Genomic DNA, 2,599 nt, shown 5'->3' with positions numbered 1-2,599 from the left:
AGAGCCTAAAAGAAATAGTCGAAGCTATAGGAGGTCACACTAATCCACAGCGTCTATGTTAATTATATACTAAAAAATTAAATAAACTAGAAATAGTGCTTTTATAGCTCTATTTCATTATACAAGGAGGTCTATCTAACATACGTATTCCTCCAAATGTAATTGAATTACCTCTAATTTTTTCAAGTCTTTCAATAGTATCATCTAGTCCAAATATATTAGGTCTAGTACTATTAATTAATAAATGTGCTGATGAATAAGAAGTAAAAAACTTCTTTACTTCATCAATGTTTTTTAAAGCATTTAATACATGTTGCTCATACATAAAATGTCTCCTATTTCCTATAATATAAATAGACTACTGAAAAATCAAATTATTTCCCCCTTGACTTCCGTAATATAATTGTATAGACTGTTATTGTCGTTACAAAATGATTTCTTTTAGAGAGGTTCGAATAAGTCAGCCGACTATATGTCGTAATCTTAAACTAGAGGAGGGATATCATGGATATCTTAAAACTTTTACTTAAACTTGGCATTCTAGTAATAGAAATTGTCATGTTCTTTAAGGGATAGTCGTTTGTAACGACTTTTATATTTATAAAACATATTCATAATTTATTTTCAATAAAACTTCTACAAATTTTATAAGTTTTTCACTACTTTCTTTTGAGGTAGCTTCTAATTTGTGAGTAGCTGTATTTCCTTCTCCTCTTATATGCTCTGCCATTGGTTTAAGTTTATTTGTTAGGTGATTTTTTTCTATAAGTAAGTTTATGTAATATTTAAAAGATTCTCCTTCTATTGCTTCTTTTTCCAAATCACAAGCTAAATGCATCAATATTTTTCTACACATTAAAGCTGAAGCGGTATATGCACTGACTTTAAAACAATCTCTTGCTTCATTGTAAGCAGACTCTAATTCTTTAGATAGATTTTTAACCATTTCCCCATATACTGCTCCAGGGTATTGCTTTCCATCATATGGTGAAAAAAAAGTAGGAGCTTGGCATGAATGGCATATATATACTCCTGATTTTAACTCCTTTATTGTATTCTTACTAGTCATATCATTTGATTTAATATTGAATCCTTTTTCTGACGAAATACTACTACCACAGTATCCGCAATTAAATTTTTTACTCACCATTATCATCAGTTGATAATACTCCATATCTTCTTTTAAATGCTGCATTTTGTTACCCCCCCTCAAATTTAATTACATTATTTATATTGATAAAGTTTCCTACTCTCCACAAACCTTCCAAGCTCCTAATCCTAATCCCTCTAGCCTCTCCTACACTCATCGCCCTGGTATTCTTGTTATACCTGCAACGTTCTCTATGATACTTTTTACCGCTTTTAGTTAGATTTATTTTCAGTTCTTTTTTCATTTTTTTTCTAAAATTCCAATTGGAATATTCAAAACTTCACCTTTTCTTAATAAATCAAAATTCTTTTTGTTAACATTTAATATTCCCATCAGAGCTTCAAATTGATCCCAAGATAAATTTTTATTTTCACGGTCTCGCCACAAATTCCACAAACTTTGACCTTCGCTAACTTTAAAGGTTTCTGAAATTAATTCGATATATGAATCTGTTAATATTATTGGAAATATATTTTTAAAAAATTCATATATAGTTCCTTCTAATTCTTTAATGCCATTCAAGTCCTTAAAATATTCAGTACCAAATTCCAATACACTTGCTTTTACAAATTCTTTACTATTTAATTTTTTTCCTAGAGTGCTACCAAATGGAACATTAGTTATAAAAATAAAAATATCATCTTGATATCTCTCATTTGTATTCCAAATAAAAAAAGACCTAGCGATAAAATTTTTATATTGATTTAATAAATTACTTCCTTCTGAATATCCTTTTGATTCTATCCAAACATCTCTTGAAATATTTTTATATTTCATGAATCCTTGAAGATCAAAACTAATTTCTTTTTTAGTTTCTGTTTTAAATTTTAATTTATTTGGATTATCATAAGCATTGAATGTGACTTTAAAATTAGAATGTTGTAAATTAGCTGTTAGTATAGCTCCAAATTTTTGTACATATTCTAAACCAATTTTGTGTTGTTCTTCTGGCATAATTCCCCCTTTTGAAATTTTACATAAAGATCTAAAAGATTTTTTAATTCATATTTAGAAAAAGAACTTTTTATTATTTTTCTATTTAAAAGAGTTCTTACCCTATTTTTTAATAATTTATTTGGGCTAGCAATTCTCTCAATGATAAAAAAAATTTCTTCTTTCTTTAATAAATCTAATGTCTTTCCAAAGTACCCTTGAGCTGCATTTTCTATGCCGTAGTACCTTTTTCCTAAATATACATTTTCTAAATAATATTTTAATATTTCATGTTTTTCTTCTAAAAGCTCTATTTTTAAACTGTATAATGCCTGCTTAACTTTTCTTCTATAAGTTCTATCTCTAATTAATTTCTTTTTCTCTCTTTTTATATCATATATTTGTTGTGTTATTGTACTTGCACCTTGTTTTCTTTTTTTACTTCGATTATTAATAATAATTGCTCTAAAAATTCCAATTAAATCTATACCAAAATGTTTACAAAATCTTTTATCC

At 27.1% G+C, this 2,599-nt stretch carries 5 protein-coding genes; all 5 read right to left on the bottom strand.

Features of this window, described 5'->3' with window-relative positions; genetic code table 11:
* Positions 1-109: 109 nt before the first annotated feature.
* A complete protein-coding gene (locus DYH56_RS15550) occupies positions 110-325 on the bottom strand; it encodes a hypothetical protein (protein ID WP_114643774.1) in 216 nt (71 codons plus the stop codon).
* 273 nt (positions 326-598) lie between these two features.
* Complete coding sequence (locus DYH56_RS15545; protein WP_114643773.1) at positions 599-1,195, bottom strand: DUF4145 domain-containing protein; 597 nt, start codon at positions 1,193-1,195, stop codon at positions 599-601.
* A 4-nt stretch (positions 1,196-1,199) separates the two neighbouring features.
* Entirely contained in the window at positions 1,200-1,394 is a 195-nt protein-coding gene (locus tag DYH56_RS15540) for a hypothetical protein (protein WP_114643772.1), read from the bottom strand.
* On the bottom strand, positions 1,391-2,104 hold the full coding sequence (locus tag DYH56_RS15535) for a hypothetical protein (RefSeq protein ID WP_114643771.1): 714 nt from the start codon (positions 2,102-2,104) through the stop codon (positions 1,391-1,393). The genes DYH56_RS15540 and DYH56_RS15535 overlap by 4 nt, the downstream gene beginning before the upstream one ends.
* The coding region (locus DYH56_RS15530; protein ID WP_199533059.1) for a biosynthetic peptidoglycan transglycosylase at positions 2,074-2,599 on the bottom strand (526 nt) is incomplete at its 5' end. The genes DYH56_RS15530 and DYH56_RS15535, both read right to left, overlap by 31 nt.

Source organism: Psychrilyobacter piezotolerans (assembly GCF_003391055.1).
GTDB classification, from domain to species: Bacteria; Fusobacteriota; Fusobacteriia; order Fusobacteriales; family Fusobacteriaceae; genus Psychrilyobacter; species Psychrilyobacter piezotolerans.
Note: the sequence above shows the minus strand (reverse complement) of the source record. Positions and strands in the feature narration are given on the sequence as shown.

What these genes read in the sequence shown, in the direction of transcription:
- DYH56_RS15540 (WP_114643772.1), bottom strand. Translation starts at nt 1,394, where the DNA reads ATGAAAAAAGAACTGAAAATAAATCTAACTAAAAGCGGTAAAAAGTAT.
- DYH56_RS15550 (WP_114643774.1), bottom strand. Translation starts at nt 325, where the DNA reads ATGTATGAGCAACATGTATTAAATGCTTTAAAAAACATTGATGAAGTA.
- DYH56_RS15545 (WP_114643773.1), bottom strand. Translation starts at nt 1,195, where the DNA reads ATGCAGCATTTAAAAGAAGATATGGAGTATTATCAACTGATGATAATG.
- DYH56_RS15535 (WP_114643771.1), bottom strand. Translation starts at nt 2,104, where the DNA reads ATGCCAGAAGAACAACACAAAATTGGTTTAGAATATGTACAAAAATTT.